The 19415-nt window shown below is 62.3% G+C and carries 14 protein-coding genes and 1 tRNA gene; 10 read left to right on the top strand and 5 right to left on the bottom strand.

Features of this window, described 5'->3' with window-relative positions; all coding sequences use genetic code 11:
• Window positions 1-11 precede the first annotated feature (11 nt).
• Window positions 12-1931 (top strand): PAS domain-containing sensor histidine kinase, encoded by a 1920-nt coding sequence (locus tag QMK54_RS16180; RefSeq protein ID WP_223588766.1) that lies wholly within the window; start codon window positions 12-14, stop codon window positions 1929-1931.
• On the opposite strand, the gene QMK54_RS16175 is transcribed toward QMK54_RS16180, so the two are convergent.
• The 4 genes from QMK54_RS16175 to QMK54_RS16160 form a co-directional block, all read right to left on the bottom strand.
• Window positions 1909-3270, bottom strand: coding sequence for a cation:proton antiporter (locus tag QMK54_RS16175; RefSeq protein WP_110659177.1), 1362 nt, complete (start codon window positions 3268-3270; stop codon window positions 1909-1911). The genes QMK54_RS16180 and QMK54_RS16175 overlap by 23 nt on opposite strands.
• On the bottom strand, window positions 3270-3881 hold the full coding sequence (locus tag QMK54_RS16170) for a Yip1 family protein (protein ID WP_110659175.1): 612 nt from the start codon (window positions 3879-3881) through the stop codon (window positions 3270-3272). Before QMK54_RS16170 ends, QMK54_RS16175 begins: the two co-directional genes overlap by 1 nt.
• A 74-nt stretch (window positions 3882-3955) precedes the next feature.
• Window positions 3956-4813, bottom strand: a complete 858-nt coding sequence (locus QMK54_RS16165) for an SDR family oxidoreductase (RefSeq protein ID WP_320402919.1) — start codon at window positions 4811-4813, stop codon at window positions 3956-3958.
• A 209-nt stretch (window positions 4814-5022) separates the two neighbouring features.
• The gene (locus QMK54_RS16160; RefSeq protein ID WP_320400869.1) at window positions 5023-6177 is read right to left on the bottom strand and encodes a PatB family C-S lyase; all 1155 of its coding nucleotides are present in this window, start codon (window positions 6175-6177) and stop codon (window positions 5023-5025) included.
• A gap of 323 nt (window positions 6178-6500) precedes the next feature.
• Here QMK54_RS16160 and fdnG point away from each other — a divergent pair, with 323 nt between their 5' ends.
• From fdnG to QMK54_RS16120, 7 genes are all read left to right on the top strand, one after another.
• Window positions 6501-9566, top strand: coding sequence for a formate dehydrogenase-N subunit alpha (gene fdnG / locus QMK54_RS16150; RefSeq protein ID WP_320400868.1), 3066 nt, complete (start codon window positions 6501-6503; stop codon window positions 9564-9566).
• A complete protein-coding gene (gene fdxH / locus QMK54_RS16145; RefSeq protein ID WP_320400867.1) occupies window positions 9567-10502 on the top strand; it encodes a formate dehydrogenase subunit beta in 936 nt (311 codons plus the stop codon). It begins immediately after the preceding gene.
• The gene (locus QMK54_RS16140; protein ID WP_320400866.1) at window positions 10499-11164 is read left to right on the top strand and encodes a formate dehydrogenase subunit gamma; all 666 of its coding nucleotides are present in this window, start codon (window positions 10499-10501) and stop codon (window positions 11162-11164) included. Before fdxH ends, QMK54_RS16140 begins: the two co-directional genes overlap by 4 nt.
• A 3-nt stretch (window positions 11165-11167) precedes the next feature.
• Window positions 11168-12094 carry a formate dehydrogenase accessory protein FdhE gene (gene fdhE, locus QMK54_RS16135; RefSeq protein ID WP_320400865.1) on the top strand — a complete coding sequence of 309 codons (927 nt, stop codon included), beginning with the start codon at window positions 11168-11170 and terminating at the stop codon, window positions 12092-12094.
• 51 nt (window positions 12095-12145) lie between these two features.
• Window positions 12146-13576: an L-seryl-tRNA(Sec) selenium transferase gene (gene selA / locus QMK54_RS16130; protein WP_320400864.1), complete on the top strand. Its 1431-nt coding sequence runs from the start codon at window positions 12146-12148 to the stop codon at window positions 13574-13576.
• Entirely contained in the window at window positions 13573-15480 is a 1908-nt protein-coding gene (gene selB / locus QMK54_RS16125; RefSeq protein ID WP_320400863.1) for a selenocysteine-specific translation elongation factor, read from the top strand. The genes selA and selB overlap by 4 nt, the downstream gene beginning before the upstream one ends.
• Window positions 15481-15499: 19 nt before the next feature.
• Window positions 15500-15595, top strand: a tRNA-Sec gene (locus QMK54_RS16120).
• Between the two features lie 180 nt (window positions 15596-15775).
• On the opposite strand, the gene QMK54_RS16115 is transcribed toward QMK54_RS16120, so the two are convergent.
• Window positions 15776-16546, bottom strand: coding sequence for a DUF3313 domain-containing protein (locus QMK54_RS16115; protein WP_320400862.1), 771 nt, complete (start codon window positions 16544-16546; stop codon window positions 15776-15778).
• A 294-nt stretch (window positions 16547-16840) separates the two neighbouring features.
• Here QMK54_RS16115 and QMK54_RS16110 point away from each other — a divergent pair, with 294 nt between their 5' ends.
• Window positions 16841-17866: an NAD-dependent epimerase/dehydratase family protein gene (locus tag QMK54_RS16110; protein WP_320400861.1), complete on the top strand. Its 1026-nt coding sequence runs from the start codon at window positions 16841-16843 to the stop codon at window positions 17864-17866.
• A gap of 444 nt (window positions 17867-18310) precedes the next feature.
• On the top strand, window positions 18311-19369 hold the full coding sequence (locus tag QMK54_RS16105; RefSeq protein ID WP_320402891.1) for an IS110 family transposase: 1059 nt from the start codon (window positions 18311-18313) through the stop codon (window positions 19367-19369).
• Window positions 19370-19415 lie beyond the last annotated feature (46 nt).

The raw sequence follows: 19415 nt of genomic DNA, 5'->3' as shown, positions 1-19415 counted from the left end.
TGGTGGGATCAATGAGCGAAGATCGAAACAAGGTCAGTGCCATCGAAGACGGCCGTTTTCGGCTATTGATCGATGCGGTGATCGACTACGCGATCTACATGATTGATCCGGACGGCATCATTACCAGCTGGAATGCCGGCGCCAGGCGTTTCAAGGGCTATGAGGAGGCCGAAATCCTCGGTGAGCACTTCTCGCGCTTCTACACCGATGAGGACCGCCGTGCCGGCTTGCCCCAGCGGGCACTGGACACGGCGATCCGTGAAGGACGTTTCGAGGGAGAAGGCTGGCGGGTGCGCAAGGACGGCACGCATTTCTGGTCCCACGTGGTGATCGATCCGATCCTCGATCCGTCGGGCACCTTGCTGGGTTTCGCCAAGATCACCCGGGACCTCACCGATCGCAAAATGGCCGAGGAAGTCCTCAAGCAAAGCGAACAACAGTTCCGCCTGCTGGTGCAGAGCGTTACCGACTATGCGATCTACATGCTTTCCCCGGATGGTCGGGTCAGCAACTGGAACCCCGGCGCCCAGCGCATCAAGGGTTACTTGCCGGAGGAGGTCATCGGCCGGCACTTTTCGATGTTCTACACCCCGGAGGATCGCGCTGCCGGCGAGCCGCAACGGACACTGGAGATCGCGGTCCGTGAGGGGCGCTTTGAAAACAAGGGCTGGAGGATGCGCAAGGACGGAACGCGGTTCCTCGCCCATGTGATTGTCGATCCGATCAGGGGGGACACCGGCAAATTGCTCGGTTTTGCCAAGATTACCCGGGATATCACTGAGGCCACGCACGCGCAGCAGGTTCTGGAGCAAACCCGCGAAGCCTTGTTCCAGGCGCAGAAAATGCAGGCCATCGGCCAGCTCAGCGGCGGGATCGCCCACGACTTCAACAACCTGCTGACGGTGATCCTCGGCAATCTGGAGATCGTACGGAAACGGGTGACAGAAGATGCAAAAGTTACCCGCCTGATCGACAACGCCACCCAAGGTGCCTTGCGCGGTGTTTCCCTGACCCAGCGCATGCTGGCGTTTGCCCGACGCCAGGAACTCAAGTCGGAACCTGTGCGGATACCGGCGTTGGTGGAAGGCATTTCCGGGCTATTGCGCAGTTCCCTCGGGCCTTCGGTGAACGTCGAAACGCGCTTTCCCGAGGGTCTCGAACCGGTGATGGCTGACCTCAACCAGCTTGAGCTGGCGGTATTGAACCTGGCGACCAATGCCCGTGATGCCATGCCCAACGGCGGGACCATCATCTTCAGTGCCAGGACCGATGCAGTGAACGACAGCGCCACCTCATCCCTTGCGCCGGGGCGTTATGTTTGCCTGAGTGTGACCGATACCGGCGAGGGCATGGATGAAACCACGCTGGCCTCGGCAATGGACCCGTTCTTCACCACCAAGGGCGTCGGCAAGGGCACCGGCCTGGGGTTGTCGATGGTCCACGGTTTTATCGAACAATTGGGTGGGCGCTTCATCCTCAAAAGCAACCAGAACCAGGGTACGACGGCCGAGTTGTGGCTGCCGGTCGCCACCCGGGATTCAGCGACCCGACCTGTCGTCGAAACACAGGCCGTGAGCGTGCCGCGCATAAGCGTACTGGTGGTCGACGATGACAGCCTGGTGTTGACCAGCACCAGCTTGCTGCTCGAAGACCTCGGACACAGGGTGATCAGTGCGGCATCCGGTGCCATGGCGCTGGAGCTGTTTGTCAGTGAGCCGGATATCGATCTGGTCATAACCGACATGGCCATGCCGCAAATGAATGGTGCACAACTGGCCCATGCCATCCGGATCATACGGCCGAATGTGCCGATCATCCTCGCCACCGGTTATGCCGAGCGCCTGGAAGGCTTTGCCGCTCACTTGCCGCGCTTGCCGAAGCCATTTACCCAACTCAACCTGGTCGAGATCATTGCCCAGGCGATGAAATGACGCGGCGATTGTGCTGTTCATAACGGGCCAGCATCGGCTGGGTGCTGATGCCGTGGAGCAGGATGCTCATGGCTACCACCGAGAGCGTCAGGTCGGCACACAAGGTGGCCACTGATGGCAACAGATCGTGGTTCAAGGCGTAGAACAGGTAGTAGAAACTGCCGATGCCGCGAATGCCGAACCAGCCGATCAACCAGCGTTGCGGGCCGTTGAGCAGCGAGCCCCATGGCATCAGCCAGACCATCAGCGGACGAATCACCGCGAACAGCATCAGCGCGACCACCAGCGCCCGCCAGTCCCAGTGTGCAGTCAGCACGACCCCGAGCAAGGTCACCAGAAACACTTCCATGGCCCGTTCCACCAGGCTGCCGAACGACAGCATGTCGCCCATCATGATCCCGGCGGCGACTTGCTTGTCTTCCAGGTGGTCGACATTGCCGGCCACGGCCGCCTCCGGTTCGACATGCTGATGACCGACCACCGGCTGGACCAGATGTTCGGCCGGTGTACGGGTGTCACTGCTGGTACTGACCTCGGCCTGGCGCAAGCCAAGGCCGGCGGCGAATACCGAGAGAAACCCGTAGCCTTGAAGGGTTTCGGCCACGACATAGGCCAGTGCGATCAAGGCCAGGGCCAGGTAATCATTGGGGGAAAAGGTGCTGTCGGCATTCTTGATGCGCATGAACAGGGTCAGGCGGCCGATACCGCGCCCCATCCAGTAACCGGTCAGCAATCCGGCGGGCACTGCCCATAGCAGCCGCTTGAGCGCCCATTCGTCGAGCCATGGACCCGCGTGCTCACCTTGTTGCAGAATCAGCAAACCGAGGATGACAAAAGGGAATGCACTGCCGTCGTTGAGACCGGCTTCGCCCGTGAGCCCGAACCTGACCGGGTCGTAGTCCTTGGCATCGCTGACCTGCACCAGGGAGGCCAGGACCGGATCGGTGGGTGCCAGAATCGCCCCGATCAACAGCGATGGCCCCCAGGCGAATCCAAACCCGAAATGCAGCAACAGGCTCACACCGGCAATCGTCAGGATCATCACCGGTCCCGCCAGCGTAAATGCCACCCGCCATCGGCGATCGCCCAAGGGCAGGCGCAACTTCAACCCGCAGACGAACAGGGAAAAAAGCACCGCTACTTCCGACAGATGCTCCATCCAGAAGGCGGCGTCCTTGATATCCAGCCTGAGCAAACCCAGGCCCGACGGACCGATGGCCACGCCCAGCACCAGACAGACCGCCGAGGTGGTCACGGGCAACCAGCGCAAGTAGGACGAGGTGAGCGCCAGTGTCAGCAATACGGCGCCCAGCACCGCCACCCACGCCGTGAAGCCCATCAACCGACAGGCGCGCGCAGGTACTCAGGGGTGAGCACGTTGAACCACACCAGGATCATCGTGACCAGGATCGTTACCAACACCAACAGCCCGACACCCCACACGCAGGCGGCGTTGAGCAGACCTTGCTCCTTGCGCTCGTGCATGAAGGTCGGCAAGCCGATGAACAACAGGAACGTCGAATAAGCCGATGCTGCCGCCAGCACCGCAATCGCCAGCCAGCGACTGGGGTACAGGCCTGCCAGGCCGGCAATGAAGAACGGCGTTACGATGTAGGCAGCAAAGCCGATGCATTGATTGAGCGTTGGCTGCGCCTCGAAGGTGCGAGACATCCAGCGGATGAACGCGCCGATGACCACGACGCCGGCAACGATGGTCAGGTACAGCAACACACACAGTTGAAGTGCGCTGTGGGTGCTGAGCCGCACGGTTTCGTTTTCCGCCAGGCTCCAGCCCACGTAAGTCGTACCGAAAAACAGGCAGACGGCGGGAATCAGGGCCAGCAGCAACAGATGCGCGAGGTAATGACGTGGATGGGCTTCTTCTTCCTTGCGAATATCCAGCCAGGCGAAGTTCGGTTGAGTGAACAGTTTGACAATGGGTGCGGACATGACGACCTCCAGCGATCAGTGTCTATACGCTGTGGAGCGCCGGAGGACGTCGCCGGTTCAATTTTTCGATGCGGTCACAGGATCGGTTTGCCGCCGGTGACGCCGTAGCGCTGGCCGGTGATGTAACTGGCCTCATCCGAGGCCAGCAGCACGTAGATCGGCGCGACTTCCACGGGTTGGCCCGGCCGCCCAAGGGAGGTGTTGGCGCCGAAGTTCTGTACCGTCTCCTCAGGCATGGTCGAGACGATCAACGGCGTCCAGATCGGTCCGGGGGCGACGCTGTTGACGCGGATGTTCCTGGGCCCAAGCATTTGCCCGAGGCCGGCGCTGAAATTGGCGATCGCGCCCTTGGTGGTGGCGTAGGCCAGCAGTGTCGGGTTCGGCAGGTCGGAATTGACCGAACTGGTGTTGATGATCGAACTGCCGGGCTTCATGTGTTTCAGGGCTGCCTGGCAGATCCGGAAGATGGCGGTGATGTTGACGTCGAAGGTCATCACCCATTCCTCGTCCGATATGTCTTCGAGGCTGTCATGCGTCATCTGGTACGCGGCATTGTTGACCAGTACGTCGATGCGGCCAAAGCGCTCCACGGTTTTCTCCACCAGGGCCTGGCAGTGTGCCTTTTGCGCCAGGTCTCCCGGCAGCAACAGGCACTGACGGCCGGCCTGTTCGATCCAGTGCGCGGTTGCCTCGGCGTCTTCATGTTCGTTGAGGTAGGCGATGGCCACATCGGCGCCTTCACGGGCGAAGGCGATGGCGACCGCACGGCCAATGCCGCTGTCGCCGCCGGTGATCAAGGCGATTTTGTCGGCCAGGCGACCGGTGCCCTTATAGGAATGCTCGCCGCAATCCGGAACGGGGTCCATGGTGCGCTGAGTGCCGGGAACCGGCTGATGTTGTTTGGGGAAGGGCGGTTTTGGATAGTCGGTCATCATCGATCTCCAGTCTCGAGGCCAGGGTGTCAGAAGGTTGACCCTGGCGTTTTGGCTGGAGTTCGACTGGATTTTCGATATCGGAAAAACACCAATCTCCCTGTAGGAGCGAGCTCGCTCGCGATGGTCGCTAACGATAACGCGTGTTTGCTGAATAAACGCGGCGCTCTTGAGTCCATCGCGGGCAAGCCCGCTCCTACAGGGATCGATCAGGCCTTGAGATTGCGCAAGCTGCGCTCCATCCGCGCAATGCCTTCTTCCAGCAACGACCGTGGGCAGCCGAAGTTCAGGCGCACGAACTGCTGGCAGTCATCGCCGAAGTCCAGGCCGGCGCTCAAACCGACCTTGGCCTGTTCGAGGAAGAACTGTTGCGGATTGTCCAGGCCCAGGGCCGTGCAGTCGAGCCAGGCGAGGTAGGTGCTTTGCGGCAGGTTCATGGTGACGCCCGGCAGACGAGTGCGCACGGCCTCGGCGAGGAAATCGCGGTTACCTTGCAAATAGGTCTTCAGCTCGGCCAGCCAGGGCGCGGCTTCGCTGTAGGCGACGCGGGTGGCTTCCATGCCCAGCGGATTGACGCTGTCGACCATGCCGCAACGGGCGTGGTTGACCTTCTCGCGCAGGTGGCGGTCCTGGATGATCATGAACGAGGTCTTCAGGCCGGCGATGTTGTAGGCCTTGCTCGCCGACATCAGCGTGATGGTGCGCTGGGCCACTTGCGGGCTCAAGGTGGCCATCGGAATGTGTGTGCGGCCGTCGAAGCACAACTCGGCGTGGATCTCGTCGGAAATGATCCAGGCATCCTGCTCAAGGCAAATGTCGGCAATGGCTTGCAGCTCTGCGCGGGGGAAGGCCTTGCCCAGCGGGTTGTGCGGGTTGCTCAGGAGCAACGCGCCGCCACCTTGCAACGACTGGCTCAAGGTATCCAGTGGCGTCGTGTAGGTGCCATCGGCTTGCACATCGAAACTCAGTTCGACCTTGTTCAGGCCCCAATGCCCGGGGGCGTGGCGCAGCGGAGGGTAGTTGGGCACCTGCACGACGACGTTCTGCGGCGCCTGCACCAGGGCCTTCAACGCCATGTTGAAGCCCGACTCGACGCCCGGCAGGAAGATCAGCTCTTGCGGTTCGACGCGCCAGGCGTACTTGTTCCAGAGGTCGGCGACGATGGCCTCGCGCAGGTCATCCTGGGCCACGCTGTAGCCGACCATCGGGTGTTCCAGGCGTTTTTGCAGGGCCTGGACGATCACCGGCGGCGCGGCGAAATCCATGTCGGCGACCCACATCGGCAACACATCGGCCGGGTAGCGGCTCCACTTGGTGCTGCCGGTGTGGTGGCGGTCGAACACCTGATCAAAATCGAAAGTCATGCGGGATCTCGTGAAGGCGGGGTTAATCATGCCGGCCATGATAAGCGCGCAAGCAAGTCTGCACACCCCCCCAGTGGGAGCGGGCTTGCTCGCGAAGAGGGCGTGTCAGCCGACATCAATGCTGACTGACACACCGCATTCGCGAGCAAGCCCGCTCCCACAGGTTTTGTATCAACCCCGGGCAGAGGGGCCGACGGTCGGCTGTCATGGTGAATTCGACAGCATTGACTAAAGTTTTTAGTGTCGGCAGCCAGACTGCCGAAACCGTGTTTGTTCAAAAAGGCCCGGCCACGTACCGGGTCCCACCTGATCAGGAGTGCACGATGGATCTCAGCCGTCGTCAGTTCTTCAAGGTCGCCGGTATCGGCCTTGCAGGCTCTAGCCTGGGTGCGTTGGGCATGGCCCCGACGCTTGCCTTTGCCGAACAGGTGCGTCATTTCAAGCTCGCCCACACCCATGAAACCCGCAACACCTGCCCGTATTGCTCGGTCGGTTGCGGCTTGATCATGTACAGCCAGGGCGATACGGCCAAGAATGTCGCGCAAAACATCATCCATATCGAAGGTGACGCCGACCACCCGGTCAACCGCGGCACCCTTTGCCCCAAAGGCGCGGGCCTGCTGGACTTCATACACAGTCCCGGGCGCCTGCAATATCCGCAGGTGCGTAAACCCGGCAGCACTGAGTGGACCCGCATTTCCTGGGATGAAGCGCTCGATCGCGTCGCCGACCTGATGAAGGCCGACCGTGACGCCAATTTCATCGAGAAAAATGCCCAGGGCCAAACAGTGAACCGCTGGCTGACCACCGGTTTCCTCGCGGCCTCGGCGGCGTCCAACGAAGCCGGCTACATCACCCACAAGGTGGTGCGCAGTCTCGGCATGCTGGGGTTTGATAACCAGGCGCGTGTCTGACACGGCCCGACGGTGGCAAGTCTTGCCCCGACGTACGGCCGTGGTGCCATGACCAATACCTGGACCGATATCGCCAACGCGAATCTGGTCCTGGTGATGGGCGGCAACGCAGCAGAAGCGCATCCGTGCGGCTTCAAATGGGTGACCGAAGCCAAGGCGCACAACAAGGCGCGGCTGATCGTGGTCGACCCGCGTTTTACCCGGACCGCCTCGGTGGCCGACTACTACGCGCCGATCCGTACCGGCACCGACATCGCCTTCATGGGCGGGTTGATCAATTTCCTGCTGACCGAGGACAAGATCCAGCACGAATACGTGCGCAACTACACCGACGTGTCGTTCATCGTCAGGGCCGGCTATGGCTTCGAGGACGGGATCTTCAGCGGCTATGACGCCGAAAAACGCCTGTACACCGATAAATCCGGCTGGGGTTATGAACTCGGCGAGGACGGTTTTGCCAAGGTCGATCCGACTTTGCAGGACCCACGCTGCGTCTATCAATTGATGAAGCAGCACTACAGCCGCTACAACATCGACCTGGCGAGCCAGATCTGCGGCATGCCGGTCGATGCCATGCAGAAGATCTGGGACGAGATCGCCACTTGCTCGCAACCCGGCAAGACCATGACCATCCTCTATGCGCTGGGCTGGACCCAGCACTCGATCGGCGCGCAGATCATCCGCAGCGCGGCGATGGTGCAACTGTTGCTGGGTAACGTCGGCATGCCGGGCGGGGGCGTGAATGCCTTGCGCGGCCACTCCAACATCCAGGGGCTGACGGACCTTGGGCTGTTGTCCAACTCACTGCCGGGCTACCTCACGCTGCCGGGCGATGCCGAACAGGATTACAACGCCTACATCGTCAAGCGCACGCAGAAACCGTTGCGCCCGGGGCAGTTGTCCTATTGGCAGAACTACGGCAAGTTCCACGTCAGCCTGATGAAGTCCTGGTACGGCGCCAATGCCACGGTCGAGAACAATTGGGCCTACGACTACCTGCCGAAGCTGGACATCCCCCAATACGACATCCTCAAGGTGTTCGATCTGATGGGGCAAGGCAAGGTCAACGGCTACATGTGCCAAGGGTTCAACCCTATCGCTGCACTGCCGGACAAAAACCGCGTGATGCTGGCGCTGGCCAAGCTGAAGTGGCTGGTGGTGATGGACCCGCTGGCCACCGAGACCTCGGAGTTCTGGCAAAAGGTCGGGCCGTATAACGATGTCAAGAGCGCCGACATCCAGACCGAAGTGATTCGCCTGCCCACTACCTGCTTTGCCGAGGAGGACGGCTCGCTGGTCAACAGCAGCCGCTGGCTGCAATGGCACTGGAAGGGCGCCGACGGCCCTGGCGAAGCTCGCACCGACATTCGGATCATGAGCGAATTGTTCCTGCGTCTGCGCCAGCGCTACCAGGCCAATGGCGGCAAGTTTCCCGACCCTCTGCTCAAGTTGACGTGGCCGTACAAGATCCCCGAAGAACCTTCGCCGGAAGAACTGGCCAAGGAAATCAACGGCTCAGCCACGGCGGACTTTACCGACGCCACGGGCGCTGCGATCAAGGCCAACGCGCAGTTGGCCGGTTTCGGCCAGCTCAAGGACGATGGCAGCACCGCGTCCGGCTGCTGGATTTTCTGTGGCAGCTGGACCGAACTCGGCAACCAGATGGCCCGGCGCGACAATGCCGATCCTTACGGCATGCATCAACACCAAGGCTGGGCCTGGGCCTGGCCGGCCAACCGGCGGATTCTCTACAACCGCGCCTCGGCCGACCTGCAAGGCAAGCCATGGGACCCGAAAAAACGCCTGGTGTGGTGGAACGGCAAAGCCTGGGCTGGCACCGACGTGCCGGACTACAAGGCCGACGTGCCGCCGGAAGCCGGGATGAACCCGTTCATCATGAACCCCGAGGGCGTGGCGCGGTTCTTCGCCGTCGACAAGATGAACGAAGGCCCGTTCCCCGAGCACTACGAGCCATTCGAAACGCCAATCGGGATCAACCCGCTGCACCCGAACAACAAGAAAGCCACCAGCAACCCGGCGGCGCGGATCTTCGATTCGGTCTGGGATTCCCTCGGCGTGGCCAAGGACTACCCGTACGCCGCCACCAGTTACCGGCTGACCGAGCATTTCCACTTCTGGAGCAAGCACTGCAAGCTCAACGCGATTGCCCAGCCCGAGCAGTTCGTGGAAATCGGCGAAGTACTGGCCAAGGAAAAAGGCATCGCCGCGGGCGACCGGGTACGGGTCAGCAGCAAGCGTGGCTTCATTGAAGCGGTAGCGGTGGTGACCAAGCGGATTCGGCCGCTGCAGGTCAACAATCAGGTGGTGCACCAGATCGGCATTCCGCTGCACTGGGGGTTTACCGGCCTCACGCGGCACGGTTACCTGACCAACACCCTGGTGCCGTTCCTCGGCGATGGCAACACCCAGACCCCGGAATCCAAGTCATTCCTGGTCAACGTGGAGAAAGTCTAAATGGCCAGCCAAGACATCATTGCCCGCTCGGCCACCACCACACCCGCGCCCTCGGTGCGCGGCATGGAGGAAGTCGCCAAGCTGATCGACACCACCAAATGCATCGGCTGCAAGGCCTGCCAGGTTGCCTGCTCGGAATGGAACGAGCTGCGCGACGAAGTCGGCCACAACCATGGTACCTACGACAACCCGCAGGACCTCAGCGCAGAAACCTGGACCTTGATGCGCTTCACCGAGCACGAGACCGACGCCGGCAACCTCGAATGGCTGATCCGCAAGGATGGCTGCATGCATTGCGCCGAACCCGGTTGCCTGGCGGCGTGCCCCAGCCCCGGGGCGATCATCAAGCACGCCAACGGTATCGTCGATTTCGATCAGGACCATTGCATCGGCTGCGGCTACTGCATCACCGGGTGTCCGTTCAACATTCCACGGATCTCGCAGAAGGATCACAAGGCCTACAAGTGCACCTTGTGCTCGGACCGGGTGGCGGTAGGGCTGGAACCGGCCTGCGTGAAAACCTGCCCGACCGGTGCCATCGTGTTCGGCTCCAAGGACGACATGAAGGAGCATGCCGCCGAGCGCATCGTCGACCTCAAGAGCCGGGGCTTTGAGAACGCCGGCCTGTACGATCCCGAAGGCGTGGGTGGCACCCACGTGATGTACGTGTTGCACCACGCCGATACGCCAAGACTGTACGCCGGCCTGCCCGATCACCCGGCGATCAGTCCGTTGGTGGGGTTGTGGAAAGGCATCAGCAAACCACTGGCGCTGCTGGCCATGGGCGCGGCGGTGCTGGCCGGGTTCTTCCACTACGTGCGCGTCGGGCCGCAAATCGTCGAAGAGGATGAGCATCCGGAGCCGCAAGACAACGCCGTGCATGAAGTCGATCCGTCGGTGCACACCTTCGATCCCCGTGGGGAGGGCAGGCCATGAGCAACAAGACGATCCTGCGCTACACCAGCAACCAGCGCACCAATCACTGGCTGGTGGCGATTCTGTTTTTCATGGCCGGGTTGTCCGGGCTGGCGCTGTTCCACCCGGCGCTGTTCTGGCTGAGCAACCTGTTCGGCGGCGGGCCATGGACACGCATCCTGCATCCGTTCATGGGCGTGCTGATGTTCCTGTTGTTCCTTGGCCTGGTGATTCGCTTTTGGCGCGCCAACTACTTCATCACCAACGATCGGCTTTGGCTCAAGCACATCGACCGGGTGATGCTGAACCAGGAGGAGGGCGTCCCGCCCATCGGCAAGTACAACCCCGGGCAGAAGCTGCTGTTCTGGACTTTACTGCTGTGCATGCTGGGGCTGTTATTCACCGGGCTGGTGATCTGGCGTGCGTATTTCAGCGCTTATTTCGGCATTACCGTGATCCGTTGGGCCATGCTGTTGCACGCACTGGCCGGGTTTGTGCTGATTCTGAGCATCATCATCCACATTTACGCAGGCATCTGGATCAAGGGCTCCGTCAGCGCCATGGTGCATGGCTGGGTCAGCCGCGGTTGGGCGAAAAAACACCACGAACTCTGGTATCGCCAAGTGACTCAAGATGAGACCCGCGACGAAGCTCCCTCGCGACCGATCACCAAGAAGGGCTGACATTTGCCAACCATCCTCGAACCCGGAGAAATCGAAGCGGCGGCCAGTTCACCGCCGTTTCTGTACATGCCACCGCATAACCTGTTCAGCCTGCGCGCCCAACGGCTGGAGCAACTGACCGAAGGGTACGCGCTGGCCGATTACCTGCGCCTGATTGCCGGATTGTGCCGGGTGCAGCAACAGGTGCTGGACGACCCGCCCTCAAGCGAACCCCTTGACCGACAACGCATCGAGTTATGCCAGCAACACGGCTTGCCGCCGTTCGCGGCCGACAGCCTGGCGCGTGAAGATGATTGGCAGCTTTACCTCGATGCCTTGCTGCAGCGCTATCGCGCACCGTCGCCATCCGCCGTGGCCGATGCCGTACAAACCTTGCGCCTGGCCAGTGCCGGGCAACGCCGCGCATGGGCGGTGGCGTTGGTCAGCGGCCAGTATTCGCTGGTGCCGGCGGCGTTGGTGCCGTTTCTCGGCGCGGCGTTGCAAACCGCCTGGAGCCACTGGCTGTTGAGCACGCCCAATCTGCAACTGACCCCCGGCGACAGCCTCAGCCAGTGCCCGGCCTGTGGCTCGCCGGCCATGGCCGGGGTCATCCGCCATCGCGGCAAGCACAATGGCTTGCGTTATCTGGTCTGTTCGCTGTGTGCCTGCGAGTGGCATGTGGTGCGGGTCAAGTGCGTGTATTGCGAGCAGAGCAAGGGCCTGGAATACCTCAGCCTGGAAGATGACCGCCATGCCGCCAACCAGGCGCCGTTGCGCGCCGAAGTCTGCCCCGGTTGCAACAGCTATCTGAAGTTGCTCTATCTGGAGAACGATGCGGACGCTGAGGCGTTGTCGGCGGACCTGTCCAGCCTGATGCTCGACATGCGCCTGGCGCAGGACGGTTATCAGCGCCTGGCACCCAATCTGTTGCTGGCACCGGGAGACGAGTAACCGCAGCGTCTACACTCTGGCGCGACGGCCATTCGTTTTCAGGAGCGCCAGATGTCTGCACGCGGTGCCAGCCAACCCCTGCGTCTACCTTCCATTGACAGTCTGTTGCGTCATCCCGCGTGCCTGCCACTGGCCGAGCGCTATGGACGCGACACGTTGCTGGGTGCCTTGCGGCTATTGCTGGATGAATTGCGCGAAGGGGTACGGCAGGGTTTGCTCGAAGCGGTTGAAGTCAGCCCTGAGGTACTGGCGGGCAGGGTCGGCGAGCGATTGGCAGTGCAGCATCGCAGCCATGTACGCAGGGTGTTCAACCTCACCGGCACGGTCTTGCACACCAACCTCGGCCGCGCGCTGTTGCCCGAAGAGGCGATTGAAGCGGTGCAAATGGCCGCGCGCTATCCGCTCAACCTCGAATTTGACTTGCGCAGCGGCAAGCGCGGAGATCGCGACGACCTGATCGAGGGCCTGATCCGCGAACTGACCGGCGCCGAAGCCGTGACTGTGGTCAACAACAATGCTGCCGCGGTCCTCTTGAGCCTCAACAGCCTGGGCGCGCGCAAGGAAGGGATTATTTCCCGGGGCGAACTGATTGAAATCGGCGGCGCCTTCCGCATCCCCGACATCATGGCCCGCGCCGGGGTGAAGCTGCATGAGGTCGGCACCACCAACCGCACCCATGCCCGCGACTACGAGGCCGCGATCGGCCCGCGCAGTGGTTTGATCATGCGCGTGCATGCCAGCAACTACAGCATCCAGGGCTTCACCACGAGCGTGCCGACCGCCGAACTGGCGCAACTGGCCCACCTGCACGGTCTGCCGCTGCTCGAAGACCTCGGCAGCGGCAGCCTGCTGGACTTGACCCGTTGGGGTTTGCCCGCCGAACCGACGGTACGCCAGGCGCTGCTCGATGGCGCGGACATCGTCACCTTCAGTGGCGACAAACTGCTCGGTGGGCCGCAAGCCGGGCTGATTGTCGGCCGCAAGGAACTGATCGCCAGGATCAAGAAGAACCCGCTCAAGCGTGCGCTGCGGGTCGACAAAATGACCCTGGCTGCGCTGGAAGCGGTGTTGGGTCTGTATCGCAACCCGGAGCGACTGGCCGAGCGCTTGCCGAGCCTGCGCCTGTTGACCCGGCCACAGGCCGATATCCTCGCCCAGGCCGAGCGCTTGCAGCCAGCGCTGGCCCGGGTGCTGGGCAATGGCTGGAGCGTCAGCGCCATGCCGGCACTGGGCATGATCGGCAGCGGCAGCCAACCGGTAGCGCGGCTGGCCAGCGCCGCGCTGTGTCTGCGCCCACTGACATCCAAGCGCTTGCGCGGGCGCTCGCTGTTGACGTTGGAAGTAGCCTTGCGCGCCTTGCCGATTGCGGTCCTCGGGCGTATCGACGATGACGCCCTGTGGCTGGACCTGCGGCAACTGGACGACGAGCCGGCATGGCTGGCGCAACTCGATCAATTGCAAGTGGAGGGCCGGGCAGGGTGATCGTCGGCACCGCAGGGCACATCGACCATGGCAAGACGGCGCTGCTCCAGGCACTGACCGGCCAGGCCGGGGACCGGCGCCGGGAAGAGCGTGAACGCGGCATGACCATCGACCTCGGCTACCTGTATGCCGCGCTGGAGCCGGGTGCGCAGTTGACCGGTTTCATCGACGTTCCTGGGCATGAACGCTTCACCCACAACATGCTCGCTGGAGCGCAGGGTATCGATCTGGTGTTGCTGGTGGTGGCCGCCGATGACGGGGTGATGCCGCAGACCCGCGAGCACTTGGCGATTGTCGAGTTGCTCGGCATTCCCCGGGCGCTGGTGGCCATCACCAAATGCGACCGGGTCGACGGCGACCGGGTGCAGGCCGTTCGTGAGCAGGTGGGCGCGTTACTGGCACCGGGGCCGTATGCCGATGCGCCGCTGCTGGCGTTGTCGAGCGTGACGGGCGAGGGCGTCGAAACCTTGCGCCAGGCGTTGCTCGACGCACAACGGCAGGTGTCGCAACGCAGCACCGAAGGTGGTTTTCGCCTGGCGATCGATCGGGCCTTCAGCGTGGCCGGGGCCGGTATCGTGGTGACCGGTACGGCGCTGTCCGGCCAGGTCGCGGTGGGCGATACCCTGCTGCTGGGCCCACAAGGCAAACCAGTGCGCATTCGCGGCCTGCATGCGCAAAACCAGGCCGCCGACCGCGCCCGTGCCGGCCAGCGCGTGGCGTTGAACCTGAGTGCCGATCGGCTGGCGCTGGAGCACATCCATCGCGGTCACTGGTTGCTGGCCGAGGGCTTGTATGCGCCCACCCAGCGCCTGGACATCGATATGCAGTTACTCCCTGGCGAATCCCGGGCCTTCGATCACTTTCAACCGGTGCACGTGCACCTCGGCACCCAGGACGTCACCGCTCGAGTGGCCTTGTTGGAGGGCGCCAGCCTGGCCCCCGGCGGGCGGATGTTTGCGCAACTGCTGCTCAATACACCCGTGCATGCGGTGAAGGGCGATCCGCTGATCCTGCGCGACCAGAGTGCCCAACGCACGCTGGGCGGCGGCCGGGTGCTCGATCCGTTTGCCCCGACACGCCAGCGCCGCAGTCCGGAACGGCTGGCGCAACTGGCCGAGCTGGCGAACAGCGCCGGCCTGGAAGAGGTACTGCCGGCCTTGCTGGCCCACAGCGACACCGGGTTCGATCCGCAGCGCCTGGAGCGGCAATTCAACCGCCCGCGCGACCGTTGGGTGTTGCCCGCTGGCGTGCGCTTGATCGACATCCGCCAAGGCGCGGTGCTGTTCAGTACGAGTCGTTGGGAAACCTTGAAGGCCGCAGTGCTGGAACACCTCGCACGCTTTCATCAGCTCGAACCGGATCAAATGGGGCCAGACCGCGATCGCCTGCGCCGATTTGCCGGCAGCACGCTGGAGCGCCCGAGGTTTATCAGCCTGCTCGATGAACTGCTGGCCAGTGGCGCTATTGCCAGCAGAGGGCCGTGGTTGCACCTGCCCGAACATCAGGTGCGCTTGAGCGAAGAAGATCAAGCCTTGTGGCAACGCTTGCAACCGTTGTTCGACCAAGCCGGTTTCGACCCGCCCTGGGTGCGCAACCTCGGGCATGAGGAGGCTACCGCCCGCGCATTGCTGCTCAAAATGGCCCGGCTGGGGCTGCTCCATCAAGTGGTCCGCGATCTGTTTTACACCGACAGCATGATCCACCAATTGGCGGCTATGCTGTTGCAACTGGCGGACGCCAACCCGGTGATCCAGGTGACGGCGTTTCGTGATGCGGTGGGCCTGGGGCGCAAGCGCAGTATTCAGATACTGGAGTACTTTGATCGTATCGGCCTGACCCGGCGTTTTGGCGATCGACGGCAGATTCGCCTGGACAGTGCGTTGGCCCGGCGCAACGAGCCCTGATTCAGGCGCAGGAATTCAAGGAAGGCAATCGCGCCCGGTGGCGCGGCCGGGCTTCAAACCCGGTTGGGGACGGCATCCGTTCCCGGGCAGGTTCGACTCCGGCTGCCTTCCGCCAATCAACCCCCAACTTTCCGAGCCCACCCAATCCCCCTGTAGGAGCGAGCTCTGCTCGCGATGGTCACCCGTTCGCCGCGTATACCCAGGGGGTACGCGTCATCGTTGACGACCATCGTGAGCAAGCTCACTCCTACAGGGATCGCGGGTTCTCAATGCGAGCGCAGTCACGTTGCAGGATTTACTCGGTGGCTACGACGCAATTGGTTGCGCCACGCCGCTCGCAGAGCCGATTACGCAAGCGTTCGGCCCAGTAGCGGCCAGCCTCGTTGACATCGCTCCAGGAGTCGTAGGTGCTGCTCTCGAACAGGCCGATGATCGGTTTGCGGGCACCCACGCGCCGGTCGATCTCGGCGGCGATGACTTCACCGGTTTGTGCATCCGCCAGTTTGCCTTCGATGGTCACTTGCCCGCTGAACGGCGGTTTGCCGGTGGTGTGGGTCATCGTTTGCATGGCCGCGGCCTTGGCACCTGGCAGACCGAGGGGGATGGGAATGTAGGACGCCGCTTTCATCGACGAGTCAGCCGCTTCCGCATCGACAATCGCCACCGAAATTCGCAGGGTGTCCGGCCCCGGTTGATCGACGATCTTGTAGTCCTTGCCCAGTTGGTCGGCCACCAGTTTATGGAAGTTCTGCGATATCGCGGCGGTGTCGCCCGCCGGCGCGTCCTTGAGTTTGGACTTGGGCCCGCCGTACAACTTGATCGGGTCCAGAATCACTTTGTTGTACTGGGCAAAAGCCGTCTTGTCGGCGTATTTCGGGTTGCGATACAGACGCAGCGCTTCGTCCCCCTGGCCATCTTTCATTTTCGGGTAGACGTCCTCCATGAAGCCGGAACCGGTCAGGTTTTCCCCCAGGGTGGTGCTTCTGCCTGGCTGCGAGGTTGACGAACAACCGGCCAATACGATCAGTGCGACACCGAGTGTCAATGTATTCAAGCGTGGTTTCATGCAGTTCTTCCTTAGTCGCATCATGGATTGCCGGGTTGGTTGACACACCAGGTTCAAGGGTAGCCCAGCGGATCGATCAGGCAATGCGTGTGCCGTGGATCTTTGGATGCGAAGCCCAACCTTTGCATAGTCTCGGGCGGTCTTTACTACGCTGGCATGAACTAATGGGAAATTGGCGCGAAATGGACAATCCGCATGGCCAAGGTGCATCAAGCTAGGCATGGATCTGCGTGATCCCTCACTCTAAAAACAGCACTCAGCGCGACGGCCCTGGGCACGTCGCAAGGATCTCGTATGACGAAAGCAAGCATGCCCGTTGGCGCGGGCGGGCAAACACCGGCGGTTCCCCGTTCGGTATTCATCACCGGGGCCAACGGTTTTATCGGCAAGGCACTGCTCAAACGCTACAAGGATCTGGGTGCGCACGTGCGCGGCATGGACCTGTTTGCCGACCCGGCGAACGATGTGGTGGCCGGTGACCTGACCCAACCACAGGCCTGGGCCGAGCACGCCAGGGGGTGCGACCTGTTCATCAACACGGCAGCGGTGGTGTCGCTGGCGGCGCCCTGGAAACTCTACCGCGAGGTCTCGGTGCAGGGAGTGCGCAATTGTCTCAACGTCGCGATTGCCGGCGGTGCCAAGCGTTTCGTGCACATCTCTTCGATTGCGGCGCTGGGCTGGACCTATCCGGACATGGCCGACGAGTCTTGCGATGTGGTGATCGGCGAGCAGTATCGCTATGGCGTGGCCAAGGGCGCGAGCGAGCATGTGGTGCTGGCCAGCCATGCCGCCGGGGAAATCGATTGCACCGTGGTGCGTCCGGGGGATGTGTACGGGCCGGGGTCGCGGGCCTGGCTGATCGAGCCCCTGAAAATGGCCAAGGCCGGCGCACTGATTTTGCCCAATGGCGGCAAGGGTGTCTTCACCCCGGTGTATGTCGATGACCTGCTTGACGGCATCATGCTCGCGGCGGGCCTTGACCAGGGGCGGGGACATATTTTCCACCTCAGCAGCGCCAGCCCGACCACCTGCAAGGCGTTCTTCGCCAATCACTGGCGCTGGGCAGGACGCAGCGGTGCACCGCGCACGCTGCCCCTGCACCTCGCGGCAGCGTTGACCCGCCTGATCTGGCGGGTCAACGGCTTGCTCAAGATCAAGAGCGAAGTCACCCCGGACACGATGTACATGCTCGCCCGCACCGGCGATATCTCCATTGCCAAGGCCCGGCGCTTGCTCGGTTATGAACCGAAGGTGTCCCTGGCAGATGGCTTGCGCCGCTCTGAAGACTGGTTGCGGCTGAGCGGCCAGATCACCCCCTGAAAGGCACCACACCTCCCACAGAGGGGTGTGGTGATCAAGAAAAAAAGGTTCTTCACGCAATCCCGGGAAACACGCACAACCTGTAGGAGCCGGCTTGCCGGCGATGGATTCAAGTGCGCCGCGTTTATCCGGTTTACCTGCGTTATCGTTAGCGTCCATCGCGAGCAGGCTCGCTCCTACAAGGGACCGCGCAGTACCTGTAGGAGTCGGCTTGCCGGCGATGGATTCAAGTGCGCCGCGTTTATCCGGTTTACCCGCGTTATCGTTAGCGTCCATCGCGAGCAGGCTCGCTCCTACAAGGGACCGCGCAGTACCTGTAATTGGATGGACTCGCCCAAGCCGAGGCGTCAATGCGCCACGGTGGCAGTCTAAACAGCCAACGACAGCGAGGGCGAGTCCATGAAAAATCATAGTTCGTTTGATCAATCCGTGTCTTCTTCCGATTTGTCGGCCTGCACAACCTTGGCGGTCGACTTGGCCAAACAGGTCTTTCAGGTCGCCGGTGAAGATATCCTCGGCCAGGTGCGCTACGAGCAGCGGATCAAGTCGCGCGAGGCGTTTTATGATTTTCTCCGACAGTTGCCGGCGCATGTCGTGGTTTTGATGGAGACCGGTCCGGGTGCCCAGGCCTGGGCCCGGCAGCTGCAAGAGCAAGGTAATCCGGTGCGGATTCTTCCAGCCGGTTTGGTGGCCACACATCGCAGCGGGCCTAAAAATGATCGCAACGATGCGCTGGCGATTCTGCGGGCCAATCGCGATGAAAAAATCTGCGCAGTACCGGTCAAAAGTGTTGCGGCGCTGGCAATGCAGGCGTTGCATCGTGCCCGCCAGGGCTATGTGCGTCGACGCACGGCCCTCAGTAATCAGATGCGCGGCCTGCTGCTTGAGCACGGCGTAGCCTTGGCACAGGGCGATGTTGCGATCAGCCAGAAAATCCCGCGGGTGCTGGAAGATGCCACCCAGCCGGTGCCGGGCCTGCTGCGTGAGCTGATCGACGAACTGTTGGCCGAGTGGCGCCATTTGGGCGAGCGCATCAGCGTACTGACGGGACGCCTGGAAGTGGCCGCCAACGCTGACATGACGGCGAAGCGGCTAATGACTGTGCGCGGCATCGGCCCGGTCACTGCCACGGCACTGGTGGCCAAGGAAACCAAGCCTGAGCGATTTCCCAATGCCCGCAAGTTTGCCGCGTACTTTGGCATGGTGCCTGACCAGCACAGCAGCGGGGAGACGGTCCGGTTGGGGGGCATGACCAAGCGAGGTGATGCTTATTTACGCAGCCTGATGATCCAGGGGGCCCATGCGGTGCTGCAACAACTACGACCTGATTCCCAGCAACCCGATGACCGCCGCTTGTTGCACTGGATGAGCCGGTTGGGCCGCAAGGAGGCTGCGATCAGGCTAGCCAACCGCAACCTGCGAATCGTCTGGGTGCTTCTACAGAATGACCAGACTTATCGTCGCCACGCGGGTGATGGCCAGCCAGCGACGATGGGCCACTGAGCGACAGAGTTCTGCCACCGAGGTACTAACCGTCTGACCCTCTGCT

The sequence above is a fragment of the Pseudomonas sp. P5_109 genome, assembly GCF_034009455.1.
Taxonomy (GTDB): domain Bacteria; phylum Pseudomonadota; class Gammaproteobacteria; order Pseudomonadales; family Pseudomonadaceae; genus Aquipseudomonas.
This window is presented reverse-complemented; position numbering and strand designations above follow the sequence as displayed.